The organism is Candidatus Nomurabacteria bacterium (assembly GCA_023898565.1).
Taxonomy (GTDB): Bacteria; Patescibacteriota; Minisyncoccia; order Phycocordibacterales; family UBA918; genus OLB19.
Genome location: CP060228.1, coordinates 592875 through 614468 on the forward strand (window position 1 = coordinate 592875; position 21594 = coordinate 614468).

At 48.7% G+C, this 21594-nt stretch carries 21 protein-coding genes and 2 tRNA genes; 10 read left to right on the forward strand and 13 right to left on the reverse strand.

Annotated elements, in window-relative coordinates; translation table 11 throughout:
* Positions 1 to 6 precede the first annotated feature (6 nt).
* The 4 genes from H6780_03135 (at position 7) to H6780_03150 (ending at position 4429) form a co-directional block, all read left to right on the forward strand.
* Complete coding sequence (locus tag H6780_03135) at positions 7 to 1689, forward strand: hypothetical protein (protein USN88464.1); 1683 nt, start codon at positions 7 to 9, stop codon at positions 1687 to 1689.
* Between the two features lie 37 nt (positions 1690 to 1726).
* On the forward strand, positions 1727 to 3511 hold the full coding sequence (lepA, locus tag H6780_03140; protein ID USN88465.1) for an elongation factor 4: 1785 nt from the start codon (positions 1727 to 1729) through the stop codon (positions 3509 to 3511).
* Positions 3512 to 3752: 241 nt separating this feature from the next.
* Positions 3753 to 4142 (forward strand): septum formation initiator family protein, encoded by a 390-nt coding sequence (locus tag H6780_03145; GenBank protein USN88466.1) that lies wholly within the window; start codon positions 3753 to 3755, stop codon positions 4140 to 4142.
* A gap of 47 nt (positions 4143 to 4189) precedes the next feature.
* Positions 4190 to 4429 carry a glutaredoxin family protein gene (locus H6780_03150; GenBank protein USN88467.1) on the forward strand — a complete coding sequence of 80 codons (240 nt, stop codon included), beginning with the start codon at positions 4190 to 4192 and terminating at the stop codon, positions 4427 to 4429.
* Here H6780_03150 and H6780_03155 read toward each other — a convergent pair.
* The gene (locus H6780_03155; GenBank protein USN88468.1) at positions 4421 to 5125 is read right to left on the reverse strand and encodes a hypothetical protein; all 705 of its coding nucleotides are present in this window, start codon (positions 5123 to 5125) and stop codon (positions 4421 to 4423) included. The genes H6780_03150 and H6780_03155 overlap by 9 nt on opposite strands.
* Positions 5126 to 5174: 49 nt before the next feature.
* Between H6780_03155 and H6780_03160 the strand changes: the two genes are divergently transcribed.
* Entirely contained in the window at positions 5175 to 6044 is an 870-nt protein-coding gene (locus H6780_03160; GenBank protein USN88469.1) for a CPBP family intramembrane metalloprotease, read from the forward strand.
* Here H6780_03160 and H6780_03165 read toward each other — a convergent pair.
* Genes H6780_03165 through H6780_03175 form a run of 3 tightly spaced genes read right to left on the reverse strand, consistent with a single transcriptional unit; the run spans position 6037 to position 8574 of the window.
* Positions 6037 to 6837, reverse strand: coding sequence for a metal ABC transporter permease (locus H6780_03165; protein ID USN88470.1), 801 nt, complete (start codon positions 6835 to 6837; stop codon positions 6037 to 6039). The two genes, H6780_03160 and H6780_03165, sit on opposite strands and share 8 nt — an antisense overlap.
* Positions 6838 to 6842: 5 nt before the next feature.
* Positions 6843 to 7580: a metal ABC transporter ATP-binding protein gene (locus H6780_03170; protein USN88471.1), complete on the reverse strand. Its 738-nt coding sequence runs from the start codon at positions 7578 to 7580 to the stop codon at positions 6843 to 6845.
* Entirely contained in the window at positions 7573 to 8574 is a 1002-nt protein-coding gene (locus tag H6780_03175; GenBank protein ID USN88472.1) for a zinc ABC transporter substrate-binding protein, read from the reverse strand. Before H6780_03175 ends, H6780_03170 begins: the two co-directional genes overlap by 8 nt.
* A gap of 89 nt (positions 8575 to 8663) precedes the next feature.
* Here H6780_03175 and H6780_03180 point away from each other — a divergent pair, with 89 nt between their 5' ends.
* Positions 8664 to 9026 (forward strand): transcriptional repressor, encoded by a 363-nt coding sequence (locus tag H6780_03180; protein USN88473.1) that lies wholly within the window; start codon positions 8664 to 8666, stop codon positions 9024 to 9026.
* Between the two features lie 41 nt (positions 9027 to 9067).
* Here H6780_03180 and H6780_03185 read toward each other — a convergent pair.
* Positions 9068 to 9139, reverse strand: a tRNA-Arg gene (locus tag H6780_03185).
* A gap of 61 nt (positions 9140 to 9200) precedes the next feature.
* Between H6780_03185 and H6780_03190 the strand changes: the two genes are divergently transcribed.
* From H6780_03190 to H6780_03200, 3 genes are all read left to right on the forward strand, one after another.
* Positions 9201 to 9494 carry a hypothetical protein gene (locus tag H6780_03190; protein ID USN88474.1) on the forward strand — a complete coding sequence of 98 codons (294 nt, stop codon included), beginning with the start codon at positions 9201 to 9203 and terminating at the stop codon, positions 9492 to 9494.
* Between the two features lie 60 nt (positions 9495 to 9554).
* Positions 9555 to 9627: transfer RNA gene (locus H6780_03195), tRNA-Phe, on the forward strand.
* 310 nt (positions 9628 to 9937) lie between these two features.
* Positions 9938 to 10102, forward strand: a complete 165-nt coding sequence (locus tag H6780_03200) for a hypothetical protein (GenBank protein USN88475.1) — start codon at positions 9938 to 9940, stop codon at positions 10100 to 10102.
* A 72-nt stretch (positions 10103 to 10174) separates the two neighbouring features.
* On the opposite strand, the gene H6780_03205 is transcribed toward H6780_03200, so the two are convergent.
* From H6780_03205 to H6780_03215, 3 genes are all read right to left on the reverse strand, one after another.
* Complete coding sequence (locus H6780_03205; protein ID USN88476.1) at positions 10175 to 10687, reverse strand: Hsp20/alpha crystallin family protein; 513 nt, start codon at positions 10685 to 10687, stop codon at positions 10175 to 10177.
* Entirely contained in the window at positions 10684 to 11385 is a 702-nt protein-coding gene (locus H6780_03210) for a PrsW family intramembrane metalloprotease (protein ID USN88477.1), read from the reverse strand. The genes H6780_03205 and H6780_03210 overlap by 4 nt, the downstream gene beginning before the upstream one ends.
* 63 nt (positions 11386 to 11448) lie before the next feature.
* Positions 11449 to 13602: a valine--tRNA ligase gene (locus H6780_03215; GenBank protein USN88478.1), complete on the reverse strand. Its 2154-nt coding sequence runs from the start codon at positions 13600 to 13602 to the stop codon at positions 11449 to 11451.
* Positions 13603 to 13650: 48 nt separating this feature from the next.
* Between H6780_03215 and H6780_03220 the strand changes: the two genes are divergently transcribed.
* On the forward strand, positions 13651 to 14250 hold the full coding sequence (locus H6780_03220; protein ID USN88479.1) for a threonylcarbamoyl-AMP synthase: 600 nt from the start codon (positions 13651 to 13653) through the stop codon (positions 14248 to 14250).
* A 10-nt stretch (positions 14251 to 14260) separates the two neighbouring features.
* Here the strand turns inward: H6780_03220 and H6780_03225 are convergent, their stop codons facing one another.
* From H6780_03225 to tsaD, 5 genes are all read right to left on the reverse strand, one after another.
* Positions 14261 to 17197 carry a peptidoglycan-binding protein gene (locus H6780_03225; protein ID USN88480.1) on the reverse strand — a complete coding sequence of 979 codons (2937 nt, stop codon included), beginning with the start codon at positions 17195 to 17197 and terminating at the stop codon, positions 14261 to 14263.
* Positions 17178 to 17591: a hypothetical protein gene (locus H6780_03230; protein ID USN88481.1), complete on the reverse strand. Its 414-nt coding sequence runs from the start codon at positions 17589 to 17591 to the stop codon at positions 17178 to 17180. The genes H6780_03225 and H6780_03230 overlap by 20 nt, the downstream gene beginning before the upstream one ends.
* Positions 17592 to 17672: 81 nt before the next feature.
* The gene (locus H6780_03235; GenBank protein ID USN88482.1) at positions 17673 to 18845 is read right to left on the reverse strand and encodes a hypothetical protein; all 1173 of its coding nucleotides are present in this window, start codon (positions 18843 to 18845) and stop codon (positions 17673 to 17675) included.
* Positions 18846 to 18979: 134 nt separating this feature from the next.
* Positions 18980 to 19717: a hypothetical protein gene (locus tag H6780_03240; GenBank protein USN88483.1), complete on the reverse strand. Its 738-nt coding sequence runs from the start codon at positions 19715 to 19717 to the stop codon at positions 18980 to 18982.
* Positions 19718 to 20371: 654 nt separating this feature from the next.
* A complete protein-coding gene (tsaD, locus tag H6780_03245; GenBank protein ID USN88484.1) occupies positions 20372 to 21568 on the reverse strand; it encodes a tRNA (adenosine(37)-N6)-threonylcarbamoyltransferase complex transferase subunit TsaD in 1197 nt (398 codons plus the stop codon).
* Positions 21569 to 21594: the final 26 nt, after the last annotated feature.

A 21594-nucleotide genomic window follows, 5' to 3' on the forward strand; every position in this document is an offset into this window, starting at 1 on the left:
GAGAACATGGTTACGCGGGTATTTAATTTAGTGTATAAGGAGGTGCGTGGTTTGCATCAGGCGGCATATATTCTTGCGCTTTTCGCGCTTGGTTCTCAAATACTTGCTGTGGTCCGTGATCGTCTCTTAGCACATACTTTTGGTGCTGGAGCAGAGCTCGATTTGTACTATGCAGCATTTCGAATTCCAGATTTGTTATTTGTGTTGTTTGCTTCAGTTTTGTCCATTTATGTGTTGCTGCCATTCGTTAATCAGGCAACTCTGAAAGACGGTGATCAGGCAGGTGCTGGGGTGCTTTCCCAAGTGTTTACACTCTTTTTGTATGTGTATGTAACTGTTGCTGGAACGTTGGCATTTTGTGCACCTTGGTACGTACCAAGATTATTCCCCGGCTTTGCAGGTGAGTACGATACGTTTGTTCTGTTGTTGCAAGTTTTGTTGCTCCAGCCGTTATTGCTGGGATTGTCCAGTCTTTGTGGTGTTGTAACACAGATGAATCATCGATTTATTTTGTATGCACTTAGTCCGCTTCTGTACAATATAGGCATTATTCTTGGGATTGCGGTGTTTTATCCGTTGTATGGTCTTGGTGGATTGGCTCTCGGTGTAGTGGTGGGTGCGTTTGGACATGTGCTTATTCAGGTGCCGTTTGTCGTGCGTAGCTCGTATTCATTTGCTCTTGTCAGACATATTGACTTCTCGCTTATCAGGCGAATCTTAGTCGTATCAGTGCCGCGGGCGCTCACACTCTCAATCAATCAAATTGTACTTCTGGTGCTGGTTAGCATGGCGTCACTGATGGCAGCGGGGTCTGTATCGGTATTTCAATTTGCGTTTAATTTGCAGTCAGTACCATTAGCGATTATTGGTATGAGCTATTCGGTAGCCGCCTTTCCAACACTTTCTAATCTTTTTGCAAAAAAAGATCATGACGGATTTAATGTGCAATTGCTCACGGCACTGAGACATATTATTTTTTGGTCAGTGCCAATTATCGGTCTCGTTGTGGTGCTTCGAGCACAGATTATTCGAGTGCTGCTCGGGAGCGGTGCATTTGACTGGAGCGACACCAGACTTACCGCAGCAATGCTTGCCATTTTTGTACTCTCACTTATAGCTCAAGCCGTGTTGCTTCTTTTGGTTCGGGCATTTTATGCAGGAGGTAAAACGATGCTTCCGTTGTGGGTTGCGCTTGGCAGCTCAGCAGTATCAATTGTGTTGGCGTATTGTTTTCGGGCGCTGTACGCAAATCATGAAGGAGTCCAGACATTTCTCACAGAAGCACTTCGTTTGAAGGATGTACACGGTGCTGAGGTTTTGGTCCTGGCATTAGCATTTATTGGTGGGCAGTTTGTGCAGCTGGTGGTGTTGCTTTTGGTTTCAGTACGCACGTTCAGAATCAGCTACCGACCGCTCTGGTGGCTCATGACCGAATCAGTGATTGCTGCACTCTCTGGTGCTATTGCGGCGTATGTTACGCTGGCATTTATTGTTGATGGGGTAAACCAAGAGACGTTTTTAGGGATTTTGATTCAAGGTGGTGTCGCAGGAATTATGGGACTTGTTGCAGTTATTTTGGCGTATATTGCCACTGGCGCTCCAGAGCTTCGTGAGATTTACCGCTCATTCCAGACCAAGATTCTTAAGACTGATATCATCGCACCGCAAGAAGAAGCGTTGCATGACTAGTCTTTTTTGAAAAGTGCGGTAGAGTAGAGCCACTTTTATGCAGATTCGAAATTTTAGTATTATTGCGCACATCGACCACGGTAAATCTACCTTGGCTGACCGTATGCTTGAAGTAACCAACACAGTGGAGGCACGTAAAATGAAAGAACAGGTGCTTGACTCTATGGATCTTGAGCGCGAGCGTGGAATTACCATCAAGATGCAGCCAGTGCGGATGCGGTACCAGCACGAGGGCACCGAATATGAATTCAACCTCATCGATACGCCGGGGCATATCGACTTTTCCTACGAGGTATCACGTGCGCTAAAGGCAGTGGAAGGGGTGCTTCTCTTGGTAGATAGTACACAGGGTGTGCAAGCTCAGACACTGACAACACTTCAGATGGCAAAGGATCAAGGGCTCACAATCATTCCTGTGCTCACTAAAACTGACGTCCCTCACTCCAATCCCGAAGAGGTGGGTGATGAAGTGATGCGACTACTTGGGTGTGAGCGCGACGATATTCTTTTGGTGTCAGGTAAGACGGGAGATGGGGTGCCGGCGCTCCTTGAGGCTATTTGTCTACGGATTCCGCCGCCGGCACCCAGCAAGCTCGATGACTATCGAGGACTTATTTTCGATTTTGCGTACTCAAATCATCGCGGGATTATTGTCTATATGCGCGTGTTTGATGGCGAGGTGAAGAAGGGCGATGTGCTCAAGTTTGCTGCGAGCAAGCGAAGTTTTACAGCGCTTGAGGTGGGAATCGTCACACCAGAAGAGGTGCCGGTGGATAGTCTCAATGCGGGCGAGATTGGCTATATCGTCACTGGTATTAAAGAGCCAGGTGTGGCCGGCGTTGGTGATACTCTCATGAAAGAGAAGGCCGCTGTGCCAGCGCTCTCAGGATATCAACAAGCACACCCGGTAGTGTGGTCTTCAATTTTTCCAGAGAACCAAGATGAATTCACACAGCTTCGCCAGGCACTTGATAGACTCCAGCTCTCAGATTCTTCGCTCTCATACGAAGAAGAATCTTCCGGTGTCTTGGGCCGCGGTTTTCGCTGCGGTTTTCTGGGGATGCTGCACATGGAGATAATTACTGAACGGCTCCAGCGAGAATTTAATATTGATATTATTATTACCTCGCCATCGATTTCATATGAAGTGACGTGGGCAGATGGTAAGATTGAAAATATCTATGCTGCCAACCGTTTTCCAGAGTGGGGTGAAAAGGTGTCAGTTCGAGAGCCTTGGATTCTTGGTCAGATTATCCTTCCGGGTGATTATATTGGCAACGTGATGACACTTTTGTATGAACATGAGGCAAGTGTGATTGATACGGAGCTGTTCAGTGACGGGCGTACGCTACTCGCAATTGAAATGCCGCTACGTGAGCTCATGCGCGGTTTCTTTGATCGGCTGAAGAATGCGAGTAGCGGATACGCATCACTGTCGTATGAGATTGCTGAGCTTCGTCCGGCGACGGTAACCAAACTTGATGTGCTTGTAGCCGAAGAAGAAGTTCCTGCCTTTTCTCGTGTCGTGGGTATCGTGCGAGCTGAGACTGACGCTAAGGCAGTGACTGAGAAATTATATACGACACTACCAAAGCAACAATTTGTGGTAAAAATTCAAGCAAAAGTGATGGGAAAGATTATTGCCACCAAGAAGATTTCAGCACTCCGCAAAGATGTGACTGGCCATCTCTACGGTGGAGATATCACTCGAAAAATGAAGTTGCGTGAAAAGCAGAAAAAAGGGAAAGCAAAGGCGCTCGCGCGTGGGAAGGTGCATATTCCGCCAGAAGTTTTTATGAAAATGATGAAGGGAGACAACTAATTTGGGTGAGATTAAAACATAAAAGCGGGCGACCCGAAGGGTCGCCCGCTTTTATGTTTTAAAATAATCCAGCGCCGCCAGAGTAGGTGAGAATCATGCCGATGATAATAATCACTGCAATGACACCCCAAATCCATTTTATAGCAGCCTTAGTGCGTCGATGAAATAAGATACTCATGGCGACTATTGTACCTGAAGTCCGTAAAGAGGCAAAGTCATCAAATTACGATACAATACTCTCATGTTTGATTTTCACCAAAAGCGTAAACTTCGGGCGGTAATAAATTCACCCTTCACCCAAGCTGTACTTTTGGCATTGGTGTTCATGATCGCTTGGAGCGCGTATGTACGATTTGATATCGCGATGGAAATGCGTGATCGCCGAGTACAGGCGGAGTTGCAAGCTGCAGCGCTTGAGGCACGTAAAACAGAGCTCGAAAAACAGGTAAAGTATCTTTCGAGCGAGCGTGGTATTGAAGCGGAAATGCGCCGACAGTTTGATGTGGCTTTGCCTGGTGAGCAGGTGGTGGTTATTGTCGAAGAGCAAGATAGCGGGTCTGAGGTGTTGCCGCTTTCTACTTCAACTCCAGAAGAATCGTCTGTGCGGCACTGGTACCAGTTTTGGCGGTAAGTCACGGTTTTGGTATACTTAAGAACGTATTAAATTAAATTTTCACTATGGATAAGCCAGCAGTAACAATCTACAGCACGCCAGTATGTCACTTTTGTCATGCTGCTAAAGAGTTTTTTGCCGAAAACAATGTCACATATACTGAGCATGATGTGGCCGGTGACGCAGAAAAGCGTCAAGAAATGATCGACATGACTGGCCAAATGGGCGTGCCAGTAATCCGCATCGGTGATGACGTAATTATTGGCTTTGATGAGCCAAAGCTAAAAGAACTGCTCTCACTCTAGGGTGCTTAAAAGCGGCTTAGGCCGCTTTTTTAGTTTGTAGTACTTATGCACTTTGTAGCTGCCAACCAAAAGATTGATAAACGCTAGTATGCTGATAGTTCTAAAACCTTCTTCGTTGCTGACAGTTGCCAGGTCGATAATAAAAGGAATGATGAGTGCGTACACGATCAAACCTGCACAAGTGATTGTTTTTATCCGTAACGTTGAAATAAATACGCGTCTGGCTGAGTATCCCGCGATTACTTGTGCGACTTCTTGATTGGCTCGAAAGGCTGGGAACCAAGTAAGGCCGGCGTTTGTTTCCGGGTCACTGTGCTGTGTTTTTTTGTGTAGCATTGATGATCCGGCTTTTGCACCCAAAATATTCACACTGCCAGCTGCAATCCAGCCTATATACACCGCTGCTATTATTCCAATGAAGTGAGCCCAGCCAGCAATTTGTCCTAGGATTGCGATAACTAAGACTACTGTTGTTCCCGGGAAAAAACTACCAATAATATAGAGTCCTTCAAAAAAAATGGAGAGAAACGCAGCCAAAAACAACCAACCGCCTTTAGCTGATTCGATAAATGCAATCAAGTCTGCAATGCCAGGAATATTTGTCTGGAACAATCCCAAAATACCGTAGATGAGTAGAAATACACCTGTAGCAATCCAAACAATCCCACTGCGCAGATGTTCTGTATGCGTTTGCATGCATGCAGTATACAATAGTTAGCATTACTACAGGTAAGCTTAGGTACGTATGAGTGGCACCGCTACAAAAGAATTGATTCGCTTTTTTTCTATTTCGTTTTTCTTTGCAACGGCCGTAACGATTGCAATGTATGCGTTTGAATTACCTGCCGAGGCGTTAGTGCTAGTTATGGGATCAGTTTTCTTTTCAGCAATTGTATGTGAAAAAATTGATGGTGTTTCGGTCGCAAAAAATATTCTCAGTCAGTTTACGACTGTCCGTTGGGTAAAAATAGTAAAATCATACGCATTTTTTGCCGTACTCTTTTTGTGTATACAAATCATGTGCATTATGTTGCTGTCCTTTGTCTCACCAGCATTCGGGACTTTGGTTACGAGCGATGTTGCATTTCAGCAGTTGAATGCGCAGGTTGGCTTTGGCTATAGCCAGACGATGTCGCTCGTTCAAGCCGCGTTTGGCAGCGTGCTCATGGCAATTATTTTGGGCGCTACGATTAGTGGTGCTTTTGCTTTTTTAGAAGAGTATGCGTGGAGAGGGTATGTATATCAAAAAACTGCTGAGCTCAGCTACTTTAAACAAGATATGATAATTGGAGTATTGTGGGGCTTGTGGCATGCTCCAGCGATTATGCTGCTTGGCCTCAATTATCCAGACAATCGTTTGGAAGGAGTTATACTTATGGTTATTTTTACAACGGTAGTATCGTTTGTATTTAATGCGATGAGGCGCAGTTCTGGGTCTGTCGTGTTGAGTGCAATGGGGCACGGTTTCATAAATGCTGCTGGTGCACAAATACTCTTCTTTGCAGGTCAGCCTGATGGGCTACTTGGTCCGGTAACGGGACTGAGTGGTATAATGGCTTTTCTTATTACCTACGCAGTAATGCGTTTTGGTGCTGTTACAGCGCGAACTACCTAGTCTTTGTGTACACAATTGACTGAAGAATAAAGACAGCAATTAATACAGCAATAATAAGACTGCTCGTAGGTACGTCAACATAGAGCGCCGTTGCAAGGCCAATTGTCACAGATACTACTGAGACTCCGATTGATGTGAACACCAATCCTTTAAATGAGGTCACCCAGTTTCGTGCGCTGAGTACTGGAATAACGAGCAGTGCGCCGATCAGCAGACCTCCAATCGTTTTGATTCCTACCCAGACAGCAATTGCTAAAATCCAAAAGTATAGCAACGAGACGAGTTGGGGAGTGCGCTTAAACGGGATAACGTACCGCGGGCTTTGGGTTGCGCCAAGGAGCGGGTACCAAAAGTGCCACACAGCACCAACGACAAATATGGTAGCACAAAGAATAGCTATGAGGTCGCTCGTCGTGAGTGTTAGAATACTTCCAAACAGGTAATTTTCAAAAGAAAAGGCTGTATCTTTAGCAATGTGCACAAAGGCTAATGCAAGAGCCAGACCACCGCTTAAGAAAAACATGGCAAGCGCGTCGGGACTGTATGAGTCTGAGTCAAGCAACCACCAGATTAGCGTGCTGACTAAAATAAGTGTTGGAAGGGCTCCCCACCACGGACTTACTCCCACGAGTAGTGCACCCCCAATACCCGCCAAAGCGACATGAGCAAACATATCTGAGGCGATTGATTGTCTACTTTGCACGACAAATGGACCGAGGATACCGGCTAAGATGGCCATACCAATACCGCCAAGGAATGCATATTGTACAAATGTGTATGTGAGTAGTTCCATGGTTGTTAGTGGAGTGAATTACGAGGCTTGGGTGGGTTGCTGGACGAGCAGTGATGATGAATGACCTGTGGTGGTTCTTCTATTGGGGAAAGGGTCGTTTGGTGGCAGTCAGTGCGTAGGGTTTTGTTGAGGCATAAAACGCGATCACTGAGTGGCAACACGCTCTCAATGTCATGCGAGACCAAGAGGACTGTCATGTGATGGTCTTGTTGCAGGTGTCTAATAAGTTCGTATAAGCCACCACGGGAAACATAATCTACCGCAGCCAGCGGCTCGTCCAAAACGAGAATGTTTGGATTACTGAGTAACGCTCTAGCGATTGCGACACGCTGACGTTCACCGCCAGATAAACCTAGGTAAGACTGGTGTAACGTACCAAGTGATACGCCTACGTGGGTAAGTGCTTCCTCGTAGTCGGTTGCTGTGAACGATTTGCGCTGGCTGTAGAGTGGGGTGGTGCCAATCCGAAGGTATTCGTATACCGATAGGGGCAGCTGGTATTGGTCTGTTGCTGAGAGTTGTGGAATGTATTGAATTTGGGTGTTTTTCCGAATGTGCACGGTGCCAGTGTAATGCGGGTCAAGACCAAGGATGATTTTAACCAAAGTGGTTTTACCGGCTCCGTTAGGTCCAATTAAAGAGACAAGCGATTGCTCTCTGATATCAAAGGTAATATCAACCAAAAGCTGCTTGCCGCCAATTGTTTTGTTGACATTCTTGAGGCTGATGATGGCGTTAGTCATGACACTGAAGCGCTGTTGCGAAGGCGGTAAGATTGCTTCGCATGAGCGTTAGGTAATTGTGCCCTGTGGGAACAATATACGCAATCGGATTTATGGTAAGTGTCTGTAAACCAGTTTCTCGAGCCAGTGTTTCTCCGTATGCTGCTACGCTGTTTTCTTCTAGGAGAATAGCGTCGATTCCTTCTGCTGCTTCTTCTTTAAGCTCAGCCATGGTAGTGACTGATGGGGTGTCTTGAGTAGAGAGCCCCGCAATTGAATGTACTTCAAAATGATATCGCTCAGCTAGGTAGCCAAAAGCGTCATGAGAGGTGATTACTTCAGTCAGTGCACAATCGGCAAGTCTGTTTTCATATTCGTTGTTAAGTGCGGCTAGTTCTGACTGCAGGATTGCTGCGTTTTCTTGGTAGGTGGCTGCATTGCCGGGATCAATAACAGATATTCTTTCTGTAAGATAGGTAACAGTCTGGCTGAAAAGAATGGGATCAAGCCAGGTGTGTGGATCATACGCACCATGGTGGTGCTCGTCCTCGTGTACTTCCTCCTCGTGTTCATTTTCATGCTCCGTTTCCGCTTCTTCGTGACCTTCGTCCTCGTGATTATGGCCGCCCTCGTGGAGTTCGATTGTGTCTGTCGCGATAATGACTGGTACGCCGTCGGCTTCTAGTCGGTCGATGGTGCTGTCACTCCAGGGTTCAAATTCCGCACCTTGTAGCACTACAACATCTGCTCGCTGCATAGCGACCATGTCTTTGGTAGTTGGTTCAAAATTGTGAGGGTCGCTACCAGCGCCAATATTGGTGACGGTCCCTACATCACCTACAATACGCGTAAGTGCAAATTCGAGCGGGTAGAAGGAGGTGACAATTGAAATGTCCTCAGCGTGCATTACATCAGTACGGGCAGATTCGCCTTCGGGCATTTTGGTGTTTGAAGTTGCGTACCAGATTCCAGCAAAGAAAAGAAAGATAATAATGATTCCGAATAAGTACTTCATAAGATGGTAAGTATGTGTTAATTAATTTATGCAAATGATTCGCAATTGCGAGTATAGCAGATTAGTGCTAATATGCAAATGATTCGCATATGAAAATTCGACTAACTAAAAAACGTCAAGTCATTCTCGACGTATTAAAAGAACAACACACGGCACTTTCTGCTGCAGAAATCCACGCGCTGGTCCCGGATATTGATTTGGCTACTGTATATAGGAGCCTCGATTATTTTGCGAGTGTGAAGGTCATCAAAAAACTGCAGCTTGGATCGCAAGAAACACGCTTCGAGTTTCAGCATGAGCCACACCATCATGCTGTGTGTACAGAATGTCAACGGGTGATTCATTTCACTGCTCCAGATGAGAAAATTAAAAAACTACTCGGAGTGAAGGACTTTAAGGTTGATGAACTGGAGGTAACGGTGCGGGGAATCTGTAATCACGTAGTTACATAGCCGCACTAGGCGTGACATTGGCTTTTGAAGCAGAGAATTTGTGCCCTGAGCAGGAATCGAACCCACATTTCCTCCTTAGGACGGAGTTGTTCTATCCATTGAACTACCAGGGCGGTGCTAGCTACTGTAGCACAAAAGTGTCGTTTCTTTGAGTCTTGCTGCTATACTGTAGGTATGTTGCCAGATTACGACGCTCATGAGCAGCTGCGGACACTGATGCTCGAAAATCAGCGCCTATTAACTGAAAACAACCAGCTGATGCGGAAGCTGTATAAGCGTACGATGCTTCTGTTTTGGTGGCGGATTGCGTCGTTTTTAATCCTCATTGGTGCACCGTTTGTGCTGTACTTTTATGTAGTTGAACCCTATTTTGACAAGCTAGGATCCTCGTTTGAGACATTTCAGCAAGGCTTGCAGGAGGTGCCGGGCTGGAAACAGTTTTACCAAGCAATTGGCGGGGATGAATAGATTGAAATTATTAGAGAAATAGGTACAATAGCGGTCACATTCAGTGGTATGCACTGATTTGCTTGGGTAGCTCAGTTGGTAGAGCATTCGCCTGAAGAGCGAAGGGTCAGCAGTTCGAGCCTGCTCCCAAGCACATATCGCCGACCCCGACACGAAAGTGTCGGGGTCGTTGCTATATGTAGCTTGGGAGCAGGCTCGAAAACCGGAGTCGGTATACAAGACGACGAGCCTGCGAGGAGTGCTTGTCGGCGAGGTGGGGTTGCGAGCGCGACCGGAGGGAGCGACTTGTGACCGAGCCTGCTCCCAAGCACACCCTGAAGCTTTGCTTCGGAGGTGGGCTATCCACATTTGACGAAAATCATATTGGCTGGTATTCTCTCCCGGTCATTCACTTTGGATGGCACAAAATTCACAATAAACAGTTCTTTTTTGGAGGTTGGTTTATGTCGGAAGAAAGTAATAGTGTCACTCATCAGACACGCGATCTGCACCCGAGCCACTTGAGTGACTTCATGGTCAAGACGTTGTTCTGGCTGGCTGGCGCTGAGGTGCCGTCCGGTGAAGACGGAAGCAGCACGCTGCTTGAAGGTGTTGCTCAAGAAGCATAAAACCCAAAAACCCGCATGTGCGGGTTTTATTTTTTACAATTCAGCCGCGCCCTGTGGGCGCGGCTGACCTTGTTATTTATGTCCAGCGTTGGTGCGTACTTTGAGTTGCGTACTGCGGTGCTTATCGAGCTTTGGTAGCTTAATCTCAAGCAATCCATGCTTTTCCTGTGCTTCAGCTTCGTCGATAGCTACTTCTTCCGGTAAGAGAAGAGTGCGAGAGAAGCTGCCCCAGAAAAGTTCGCGGTGGAAGTAGTTGTCGTCGTGGGCTTCTTGGTATTCTTCTCGAAGACCACGAATAGTTACCATGTCACGTGTAATAGAGATGTCGAGTTCTGCCGGGCTTACTCCTGCGACAAGTGCACGAATGACGATTGCATCATCGGTCTGGTACATATCCACTGGAAGCTCACCTTCTTGCGGGCTCCCTGATTCGTTGTGGTCATCCCAAGCCTCTTCCTCTTCTTGATAGTCTTCCTCTACAGCAAGATCGTCATCTTCACCAAATTCATGCTCCTCGTCGAGAATGCGGTCGTATTCGTCCGGTTGACCACCGGTGAGACGTTCTAGAAATGAAGGTTTTTTCATGATGCTTGTTGAAGATTATGCTTTTGTTCAAGGATTTTGATTTTTTCAAAAAGAAGAAACAGGAGGATGATGCCCATCCAGACAAAGAGAAAGACGGTAAGAATAGTCTCTCCGCTTGCATCCATTATAAAAAAGTTAAATAAGGCATGCAATACAATAGCAATGAACAACCCTACGGTGCCAGCGACTACTTGAATACCACGAGACTTATAGTATGCGAGTGCAAGCGCAATCCCAACAGTGCCAGAAGCGAGCACATGGAGCAGGGTGGCACCTAAAAAACGAAAGCCACCGGTAATAACTGAATCCATGTACTCACCCAGTACGAGTGGATTGAAAATGAAGAGTGCGTTTTCCAGGGCGGCAAAGCCTAAGGCCAGCACAATCATGTAAATGACCATGTCGATTGGCTCGTCGACTTCTTTATTCCAAAAAATAATTGCGAGGGCCACTGCATATTTGAGCAGCTCTTCCACGATGACCCATACCACGATGATGTGGGTGCCTGAGTAAAGATCGATGGCGAGTTTTTGCAGGGGGAGCGCCATAGGAACGACTGCCATGCCGGCGATAAAAGAAATTGCAATCAGGAAGTACGGTTCTGGTTTTTTGCTGTCTTCACGCAACCAAAACCAGACCCAAAAGAGAGCCGGAATGAGTCCTGAGAGAAAGGCAATGGCAAAGTACGTGGATTCCATTTGTGATTATTGTAGCAAAACGCGGCGCCCACTTCGTGGGCGCCGCGTTTTTGCGGGGGATTGCTACTTGCCTGGCCACTTTGCCACCATGAGCAAGTCGCGGTCTTTTGCAGTCTCTGGAAGGTTCTGCCAGATTGCTTCTGTCACAAACGGCATAAATGGATGCAGCATTTTGAGTGAAGAGGTGAGCGCTGTCATGAGGACGTACTGTCGCGCCTGCTTCGCGGCGGCGTCATCGCCGTTAATAATTTCTTTTGATTCTTCGAGCACTTTGTCGGCGAGTTCGTGCCAGATGTAGTGGTAGATGTTTTCAGCTGCCAGGTACATTTTATATCCTTCAATATCGGCGGTTACACCAGCAACTACTTCATCTAGGTTAGCTAAGATTTCTGAATCACGCTCGCTCAAGGCAGGCTCTTGGCTCGCGTCGTAGTCGCTACAGCTGGTGAGAATGAAGCGGGTGATATTCCAAACCTTATTAGAGAATTTTTTATACGCGCGTACCTTGTCTTCTGAGAGAGGCATGTCGCTGCCTGGTGGATTGGCTACCACAAACGCCATGCGGGTGGCGTCGGTACCAAACTGGTCGCCAAGGTCAATTGGTGAGAGGACGTTACCTTTGCTCTTGCTCATCTTCTTGCCGTGCTTGTCGAGCACCATGCCGTGGAAGTAGACGTCTTTAAATGGAGTCTCTTCGGTGAGATAGAGGCCGAACATCAGCATGCGTGGTACCCACTTAAATACCAAGTCAGCACCAGTTTCCATGACATTAGTTGGGTAGTAGGTTTTGAAGTCGTCTTTTTCTGGGTATCCAAGAGTCACGAGTGGCCACTGGCCACTACTAAACCACGTATCAAAGGTATCTGGATCTTGTTCCCATCCTTCGCCCGGGGAGTCCATTTGTACTTTTACTTCTTCGCCCTTAAACCAAGCTGGAATACGCATGCCCCATACAATCTGACGAGAAATGTTCCAGTCTTGTGGGTTGCTCATCCAGTGACGGAAAATCTTTTCGTGACGTTCCGTAAGAATATTGAATTTCTTGGCATCAAGCGCGTCGAGAGTCATCTTAGCCAGAGTATCCATTTTCACAAACCACTGGTCTTTCACTTGTGGTTCTACCACCACACCAGTGCGCTCACAGAGGCGTACGGCGTGCGTGTAGTTTTCGTCGATTTCGACTAGGAGACCTTTTTCTTTGAGTTTCTCAACAATCAGTGGGCGAGCAGCTTCAATCTTCATGCCGGCAAATTCACCAGCTACCGGGAGCAGTTTGCCATCCCAGTCGATGATTTGTTCAAGCGGGAGATTGTACTTTTGCGCAAGTTCAAAGTCGACTTGGCTGTGCCATGGGGTGATAGTCATGGCACCTGAGCCCTTTTCCATGTCGGCTACTTCATCTTTAAGGAGAGTGGCTTTGGTTGGTCCGTTAATCCACTCAAGTTCGAATTCTTGAAGGTGTTCATACTGTGCGTAGCGAGGGTCGTCAGGGTGTACCACAATGTATTTATCGCTAAACTTTGTTTCAGGGCGAGCGGTACCAATGACGAACGGTCCGTACTGGAAGTAGTAGAATTTATCCTTACGGTCTTCAAACATGGTCTCAATATCTGAGAGGGAAGTTTTGAATTTTGGATTCCAATGAATACAGCGCTTGCCGCGGTAAATGAGTCCATCCTCATACATTTTGACGAAGGTCTTCTGCACGCGCTCAACGACATCAGGCTGGAGGGTAAAGGTGTTGCGAGACCAGTCGCATGACACACCAAGTGAGCGTAGGTCTTCTTCCATGACACCTTTGTTTTGCATAACGAAATCGTAGATTTCGTTATAGAGCTCGTCGCGCTCCATACCGAAGCGTGAGCGACCTTCTTTTTGGAGCTTCTTTTCAAATACCCCTTGGGTTTCAAAACCGGCGTGGTCTGAGCCGGGGAGGAGGAGGGTACGCTTGCCACGCATGCGATTGAAGCGGATGAGAATATCCTTCAATGTCATGTCGGTACCGTGACCGGCATGGAGGCGGCCGTTGGCGTTTGGTGGTGGCATGATGATGCTGTAGGTGTCTGCGTCGGCGGTCGCAATCCCGTCTTTCACGCAGTTGTCAGGATTGAAATAGCCTGAAGACTCCCACTGCGCATAGGTCTCCTTCTCGTGTTTAGTATGATCGTACGGAGACAAAAAAATCTCCGGAATTTGTGGTGTGTTCTTTTCCTCCATAAATAAAAATAAACGCCTAAAATAGCCTTATACATAGGGGATAGTAGCATGAAACACTGCCTTGAAAAAGCTCTGCAAGTAGTGCATCGTAGAAGGGTGAGTGAAATTATTCTCTATCCGACTGAGACGGTCTATGGACTTGGAGTGCACGCTTTTGATGCTGAAGCATGGCGTGATTTATGCGTGCTCAAAGGGCGCTCGGAAGCACAGCGTGCGAGCTGGCTCGTGCGTGACATGTCGGACATTGAGCGGTTGGCAGTGGTAGCGCCTGCTGCGCGTGAGCTTGCACAGCAGTATTTGCCCGGCCCACTTACCTTAGTGCTTCAGGCAAAAGATACGGTGCCGGCACACTGCGTGGCAGCAGATGGTACGGTGAGTTTTCGGATTTCGTCGGATGGTGTGGCGGCAGCCCTCATCGCGGACTATATGGAAAGGAGTGGTGGGGTGCCGCTTACGTGCACCAGCGCCAACGTGCACGGGCTGCCGCCACAAACCACCCCAACGGAAATCTTGTTGCAATTTGGTGATCGAGCAACAATGATTACGCAGGTAATTGATGGCGGAAAACGAAGTGGCCAGGCTTCAACCGTAGTGCGTTGCGTGGGAGAGGATGTCTCTATACTGCGACAAGGCGTGATTGCGGTGTAGTTCAAAATGGCTACTGCCAGAATGACAAACTTCCGCCAAAGTTGCGCAGCCAATTAGTGAAGCGTCCCAACATGTTCGCTGGCAAGAGCGACGCACTGCGGTATTGAATGGTGGTGGTTTGTGTTGACCAATTTATTTTGTCGCCAAGAAGAATCATTTTACGTTGTGTAACAACAGTTGGCTTTTTTGTCGCTACAGTATTGTTCACCCTTACATCTCCAGCTGGCAATGGTGAGCTATTAGGTACGGCAGTATTCGCAACTGGTTTTGCTGATGAGGCTGTGCTATCTCGATAGTGGGCTATTTCTGCAATTTGTTCAGTACTGAGCGGAAAGGTGATGGTGTTGGCACAGTATATCTCATTGATTTGTTTCTGGGTGGTGTAGTACACGTATCCCGTCGGATCAGTGATTCCCCATGGTATGAGTATGGTGGCACGATGTCTTCGCTGAAAATCGCGTACGGCTCGTTCGGTCGCTTGATCAAAGTGGCCAGTAGGAACGAGGCTTGTGTCAATCTGCTCTTGCAAAAATCGTTGCAGCTTCAGTACCTCGGTCGGGTCATTGTTTGCTCCGGCGCGAAGGTAGTCTTGTAGATATGGTTCACAGCTGGCGCTAGTAGAGATACCGAGTACTTGTGGCTGCGCTCCAGTGATTTTGATAGGTGTCGTAGCAATTTCAGAATCGTACTCCTGCATAAATTGCGCCTTTCTATTTTTATGGTACCCAAGCACTTGCGCGCTGTTGGTGTACGTACCGGGACCAATTTCGCTGTCGAAGGTAATTTCATAGGTAACCGTGATAGTCTCGTCAGCATCAATCGTGTAGAGTGGCCAGTTTTGGTCCAGCACAATACCATCTGCTTCATCGTAAAGTGTGTCGTACAAAATGCCGTTAAAGACCGGTCCTCCGTGGTTCGTAATGGCTACTTCGTACTCGACAGTATCACCAGGGAGAATGATTTCTTTGTTAGCAGTTTTGGTGATTTCAATATCGGCATTTCGAGTAATATCATTGGCGCCAAAACCGTTGCTATTAGAGTGCCCCCGAGTGATATTTTCAGCAATAACGGTTACCACTTCTTCATTATTGGCGTGATTTTCGTCAGGCTCAGCGCTGGTAATAGAGGCGGTTAGATTAATAGGGAACGAACCGTTTGGGAGTGTGTCTGTCACACGCGCAGCGTAGGTGAGTTCGACCATCTCACCTGGTTCAATGGTGCCGAGGGAAATATTTTGTAGCGGAGTATTAAGTTGAATCAGGCTACTGTCTAGGACGCCGTTTAAAACCACATTGTTGGCAGCGCTGTCGCCAAGATTGCTGACAGTGAAGGTGTATTCAATCGCGGCGCCAGACCCAGTGTTGCCGCCGATGGCACTGGCTGTTCCGCCAATCCAAAGATCAGGTTGGCCAAATGAAAGATTGCCCATCCAATCGCCAAAAATATCAAAGATAAGGAGCGACCAGTTGCGACCAAGGATGTTGGTGTTTGCGATGTTGGTGATGTTGGTAGTGGCGTAGGCGTCACCAGTTTCGATGTGGCTGAGACTATCACCAGAAGTGCTGTTGCCACCGGTGGATGCGCTGACCGAAACGTTGTTTTCAATATCGGCAATGTTCACAATGTCGGCCGATATGCCACGGGTGGCGGGGGTGGTTTGGCCACCAGTATTAGTGATCGCGATGCCCCCGGGAGTCGCAAACCAGCTGAGGTTGTCTGGCAATCCGAAGACCGAACCGTTCCAGTCGCCATGGATACGGAAGAGCATGACAAACGAATCGTCATTAACCACGTTAGTATTCACTTGATTGTATACGTTGGTGTAGGTGGTGGCGTCGCCGGTGTCAATGTAGCCACCGCTGGTGGAGGCAGTCGAAGACGCGGCGTTGCCTCCGGTGTTGGCGGTGGTGGTTACGTGATTTTCAATCGTGGCTTGATTGTCTGCCTGATAGGCGAGCGCGCTGACGCCGCTCGTGTATTGAAAGAGTTTTTCGAGCAATGATTTGTTTGGCAGGACGATGTCGCCAAGTAGGTCACCGAAGTTACTGAACGAAAGCACAAGGTAGTTGGCATCAATAATATTGGTGTTGGTCACGTTGGTCACGTTGGCGCCGGCGTAGGCGTCGCCAGTGATGATCGCTGCGCCACTGCCGCTGGCGTGATTCCCACCAGTGTTGGCGCTCACAGTGACGGTGCTGGAGGTGGTGCTGTAGTTGTTGAGGAGATACTGCTCAAGACTTGCTCCATCGCAACCATCAGAGCTACAGCGGCCGGTGCTGGTGTCGGAGAACACATCAAACATATCTCGAATGTCGACGGTACCTGCGCCAAATAGCTGATTGATAAAGGCAATGAAGCCAGTGGAGTTGATGATGTTTGTGTTGGTGAGGTTAACGACATTGGCGTAGGCATAGGCATCGCCAGTCACGATAGCGCTCGGGCCATCACCCGCTGCCGTGTTGCCGCCAGTGTTGGCACTGGTGGTGGCGTTGTTTGTGGTGGTGGCATGGTTATCTATGGCGATGGTTGAGCTCGCTACTGCATCGGTCGATGTGGCGGTGGAGCTGGCGTCAAGGGCATGAAGGGGAGTGGTGGTAGGAGTTGAACTAGCGGTTGGTACGAGGCTGTCTTCAGTGGAAGAAGCTATTTCGGTGTCACCTTCGCTGCTGGTGCTACTTGCGGTGTTAGCAGCTTGGCCAGCGGCTTGTTCAGTGCTGGTGGCAGTACCTTCAGTATCAATCTTGTTGGTGTTACTGGTGATGACTGTGTCACTAATCGCTACGGCGTCGCCGGTGTCCACAATCGCATCTGGTGTTAGTTCGACTGGTTCGGCCGTTTGCGCTAGGGCGGTCGCTCCTGGCGAGAGAGTTAGAATCATGCCACAAATCAGCAGACCGCTGACTGCACGAGTAAAGTGCTTGGATGGCTTAAAAAAGTTGTTCCACATACGCATGTAAATAATTAAGCAGAGCCTCAAGCTGTGACCAGAGCTCAGCTGGTGTGGTTGAGGTTGCAAAGGCGGAGGGGAGCTTTGTGGATGTCTGGTCTAATGAAAACGTGCTGCTGGAGGTGGTACCAGACGTGGAGCGCACGATACTGGTCTGCGTGGTTACTGTGCCACCAGTGGTGGTAGCGAAATGGTACGACGATCTCTCCCCGTTAATAACCGTCGTCTGTGACATCTCCACACTGCTCACGCCGCCGGTGTCGACATGCGCGCTGGTTATAATCTCAGTAACACTGCTGCTTTGAGATGCTGCAAACAGCGGCTCTGGGAAGCAGAGTATGATACCGAGTAATAGTGTGTACCCGAGTCGGGTATTGGTGTGGAATGGTTTCATATCCTTCATGCCCAAACTTCGATATGAGAGCTCAAAGTCTGGGCAAAAGGAGCGAGGCTCCCTTTGCGTTAGGGCGTGTGCTTAGCGCACAAGCACGCGCACACGATTAACGATGTTGGTTAGTTCTGAGCGAGTGTCAGCAGCGCCAGTGAGCACTGAGCCACCATCCGAACTCGTACCACCGTTACCACCACTACCAGTGGTAGCGTCATCTACCTCTTGATCGGCGTTATCATCGCCGTCACCTCCTTCATTCTCAATATCACCACCGTTACCACCGCTTCCGGCGTAGCTACCATCAGCGTAGTTATCACCAGTGTCGGCCTTGGTGCGGATACTGTTCATGAGGAAGGCGGAGTCGCGAAGATGGACGCGAATTCGATTGAGGCTCGAAGTGGCGTCGCAGCCACAGTTATCTACAGTAACCGTAGCCGAATTTACGTCGTTGCCGACGGTGCTTTCAGCAGTCGCATCACCCGTCTGCACCGCACCACCAAAGCCACTGTTACCACCGGTACCACCGTTACCAGTGGTAGCCCCTTCAACATCTTGCTCACCATACTCATTCTCAATATCACCACCGTTACCGCCGTCACCGGCGTAACTACCATCAGCCGAGTTGTCTCCAGTGTCGGCTTTGGTCTCGACGTGGTTCATGACCATGGCGTCACCGTGGAGTGAGATGTGGACACTAGTCGGTTTTTGTGGTTTTGGTTCTGGGCAGGTCTCATCGTAATCAGCGGTAAAGGAGTCAACATCGAAACCGTCAGAGGTATCGTTGTGTAAGCTAGAGTCTGTGGTGTCTACAACACGCACATACTGATAGCACTCTTCAACACGGAGCTCTGACGCGCCGTCACCGTCACCTTCTTCGTTGGTGGCCTCACCAACGAAGGTCCACGGTCCAGCCGGGTTGGTGCTGACATAGACGTCAGCAGTTTCGAGTGGATAGACACCGCCGGTCACTTCCTGCACGGTGAGAAGGAGATTCCCGCTCATGTTCTGTGCAAAGCCGACGACGAGTTCACCGCCGTAGCCGAGCGACACAAACGATCCGTCAGCGACGCCAAGAGCGGCGCTTGGATCAGAGCGAGCGGGGGCAACCACAGCCCCGTTTTTTTGAAGTCCTTGGCTGAAGGACTCATTGCTACTCGCGTTATCGGTAGCAGCAAACGCAAGGGTTGCGCTCACAAAGAACAAAGAGAGGATCAGTGCGAGCAAGCTAATTCGTTGTAAAATTGATGCGTACGTCATATGTAATGATGATTTAAACTGGTTAATAAAGATATATAGAACCCTTTATTAAGACCTTGTCATCGACTGTGGTGACCAGATCTTAAGTAAGGGGAAGAGAAGTGTCTCTTCACACCCTACTTAGCACTAATCAATTAGCCGCGAACGCGAACGAGTCGGCTGTTTACCAAGTTGACGAGATTGGTGCGTGAGGTAGCAGCTCCAGTGAGCACTGAGCCACCATCCGAACTCGTACCACCGTTACCACCACTACCAGTGGTAGCGTCATCTACCTCTTGATCGGCGTTATCATCGCCGTCACCTCCTTCATTCTCAATATCACCACCGTTACCACCGCTTCCGGCGTAGCTACCATCAGCGTAGTTGTCGCCAGTGTCGGCCTTGGTGCGGATACTGTTCATGAGGAAGGCGGAGTCGCGAAGATGGACGCGAATTCGATTGAGGCTCGAAGTGGCGTCGCAGCCACAGTTATCTACAGTAACCGTAGCCGAATTTACGTCGTTGCCGACGGTGCTTTCAGCAGTCGCATCACCCGTCTGCACCGCACCACCAAAGCCACTGTTACCACCGGTACCACCGTTACCAGTGGTAGCCCCTTCAACATCTTGCTCACCATACTCATTCTCAATATCACCACCGTTACCGCCGTCACCGGCGTAACTACCATCAGCCGAGTTGTCTCCAGTGTCGGCTTTTGCCTCGACGTGGTTCATGACCATGGCGTGGCTAGCGATAGAGATTTCTACGCCAGAATGAAAATTGTGATAGCCTTCTTCATTCGCGTACGCAACTTGGGTTGCAAAGAAAGCTGCAACCATGAGTGCTGCGGCAGCAAGTGCGCCGCTCACCACTCGTGTATATGTAGTCGTCATAAAAATATGTTGTTATGCCCGATAAATAACTCGGCCAATTTCTTCGATAGTAAAAATAGAGTGAGGAAATAGGTCGATCGGTGAACGGTACAGGCTGTACTGTTCACAGACGGGGACAGGTGGAGGTCCGTCCTGGTCCGTGGGCGGTACTACGGAGACTTTTAAAGAGGGAAGTCGGTCGTAGCGGTGCGGTAAGAATGTAAAAACCTGCGTGAATACGCAGGAATAAGTAGCTACAGTATAAGCAAGCTAGCGGTGGAGGTCTGTTGAGTTGTTACGTTGAGGTAAGTCATACGAAACCAATCAACTCGGTTTCCCCTCCAAGTATCAATCAATGATAAACCTGCCTCTGAAACTGTCAATCGTATTTCGGTAATCAAGTACACTTATCTACCATAGTCAAGTAGTAGATGTGGAAAACTTTTACCTGTTTTGCGTACAGAAAAGTACGTGGTTGAGTGTTGGTTGTATTACCGCCCAGAGTGGATCAGCGAACCTGGGAAAAGCACCCGGTATTGTATTGTCCGGGTGAAGGTTCGCTGATCCACTCTGGGCAGTCCGTTGAAGAGAGCAGACAGAAAAACACTGTAGTACAGTTCTGTCTTGTTATATACTCGTTTCAAGGGCGCTGCAAGTGGTCTTGTGTTGCTAGGTTCAGGCCAGGCTTTTATTGCCGTCGGCACGCATCACGCTTGTGCCTGCGGGTGCGAGTGCGCCATCTTTGCGAGCATGACCAGCGAGCGCGATCATGATGCTGTTGTCGGTGGAGAGTCCCGGTGGTGGGAAGTACGCTGTTACTTCAGGGTGCTCGGTGAGCAGCTTGGCTTCCATGACTTGTTTGATGTGGCGGTTGGCACTAACACCGCCGCCTACAATCAATGTGGTGGCGCCATGGGTTTCAATGGCATCGATGGTTTTCTTGACCAGTACGGTAGTGACGGCGTCTTCGAAGTCGCGCGCAACGGCAGCGATTTCATCGTCCGAAAGGGTGTCTTGCTTAGAGCTGTTTATGTTGTTTTGGACGGCGTAACGGACGGCGGTCTTCAGGCCCGAAAACGAAAAGTCTAAATCGCCTGAGTGCAGCATTGGCGTCGGCAGCTCAGTAAAAGTTGGTAGTTTTCGTTTTCGGGCCTCTGCCGCTCGCTTGGAAATCTCCGGTCCACCTGGATACGGAATGCCCATTAAGCGTGCGACCTTATCAAACGCTTCTCCGACGGCATCGTCTCTAGTTTGGCCAATTTTTTCATACGTTCCCCAGTCACGCATGAGAATCAGCTCAGTGTGGCCACCAGAAATGAGTAGTGAAATGGCAGGGAATGAAATATCAGAGAGTTGGTTGTCGCGGTCGGCATCAAAAATGCTAGCGAGGATATGACCTTCCATGTGGTTGGTTGGTACTACTGGTGCATCCCACAAGAGCGCTAATGCTCGTGCAAAATTTACCCCCACCCACAGTGCAGGTTCGAGGCCAGGACCGCTCGTCACTGCAATCAAATCCACTGGCAGCGCGCCGTGTTCTTGGTGGAAGGTGAGGAGTTGGTCAGCGAGTCCGTGTTCGCGGTTTAAGATTTCTCGAACAGCAGCTTCAGTTTCTTGCTCAATGTGTGGGGTGAAATCAGGTTTTTCTAAGCCGCTTTCGGTCCAAGCTTTTTCGAGCATGGCTACAATTGTCGCTGCGTGCTCGCGCTTGGCGAGTGCCGGAAAGACACCGCCGTATTCGCGATGAATATCAATCTGTGACCAGAGGCCGTTTCCGAGTACTTCATACGTGGCGTGCGGGAAAGTGCCAGTGGCCTGTACGAGGCTGACGGCGGTTTCATCACACGAAGTTTCAATTGATAGTATCAACATGGCCAAACTATACGAAAAAGATACAA